This is a genomic window from Streptomyces bambusae, assembly GCF_019400985.1.
GTDB lineage: Bacteria > Actinomycetota > Actinomycetes > Streptomycetales > Streptomycetaceae > Streptomyces > Streptomyces bambusae_A.
Window position 1 is genome coordinate 1 of record NZ_WTFF01000643.1, and the last position, 1,282, is coordinate 1,282.

A 1,282-nucleotide genomic window follows, 5' to 3' on the forward strand; every position below is an offset into this window, starting at 1 on the left:
CAGCCCGCCCGGCACCGGCTCGCCCTCGGCGGTCCGCACCAGATGGCCGTCCACCAGCCAGCCCGGCCGCCGCGGCGCGCGCTCCGGCAGCACCCGGGTCCGGCCCTTGAACAGGGCCTCCGGGTCCACCGGCACCCCTGCCGCCGCCAGTTCGGCCAGGGCGGTCAGCAGCCGTGGCAGGCCCGGCTCGCCCGGTACGTCGCAGGCCACGGCCGTGTGCGGGCGCTCGCCCAGGATCCGGCCGACCAGGCCGGTCAGCACCCGGCCGGGCCCGGCCTCCACGAAGGTCCGTACGCCGGCTTCGTACATGGCCTCGATCTGCTCGACGAACCGCACCGGTTCGGCGATCTGGCGGGCCAGCAGCGCCCTGGTCCCGGCGGGATCGGCGCCGTAGGGCCGGCCGGTCGTGTTGGACCAGACCGGGACGGCGGCCCCCACCACCGCCGCCCCGGCCAGTTCGGCGGCGAGGCGGTCGGCCGCTGCGGCGACGACCTCGCTGTGGAAGGCGCAGGCCACCGGGATCCGCTCGGCCCCCAGGCCCTGCGCCCGCAGCTCGCGTACCGCCTCCTCGACAGCCGGGGTCGGACCGGAGAGCACGCACTGGCGGGGGGCGTTGTGGTTGGCCACCACACATCCGGTGCGCCGTGCGGTCTCCCGTACGGCAGCGATGTCCGCCGTGACCGCGGCCATGGCGCCGGGGTCCGCGCCCGCGGCCTCCAGGACGGCCTCGGCCCGTACGGTGCTGAGCCGCAGCAGGGTCCCGGTGTCGAAGGCGCCCGCCGCCCAGAGCGCGGTCAGCTCCCCGTACGAGTGCCCGGCCGTGCAGTCCGGCCGTACCCCGAGCGAGGTGAGCAGCTGGTGGGCGGCGGCTCCGGTGAGGCCCAGCGCGGGTTGTGCGACGCGGGTGTCGGTGACGGCGGCCCGCTGGGCCGACTGCTCCTGCGCGGTGAAGGCGGCGGGCGGGAACATCGCCGCCGTCACCTGGGCCGGGGCCGTGTCCAGCAGCTGCCGCAGCCGCGGGAACGCGATGAACAGGTCGGCGAGCATGCCCGGGCGCTGGCTGCCCTGACCGGGGAAGAGGAAGGCCACCCTGCCGGGATCGGCGCCCTCGGCCCGGACGTGGACGCCCTCACCCGGGGTGTAGGTGCGGGCCCGCTCCAGCTTGGCGGCGAGGTCGTCGAGATCCGCCGCGACCACGGCGACCTGCACCGGGGCGGCCGCGCTCGCGCTGCCGCTGCCGCTGGCCGCACCGCCGTTGGCACCGTCCGCACCGCCGCTGCCC

The 1,282-nt window shown here is 77.5% G+C and carries 1 protein-coding gene; it reads right to left on the reverse strand.

The genetic code is table 11. The features are described 5' to 3' along the window. Nucleotides 1-1,282 (reverse strand): ACP S-malonyltransferase (locus GPJ59_RS36265; protein WP_219672363.1); only part of this gene is annotated, 1,282 nt, incomplete at both ends.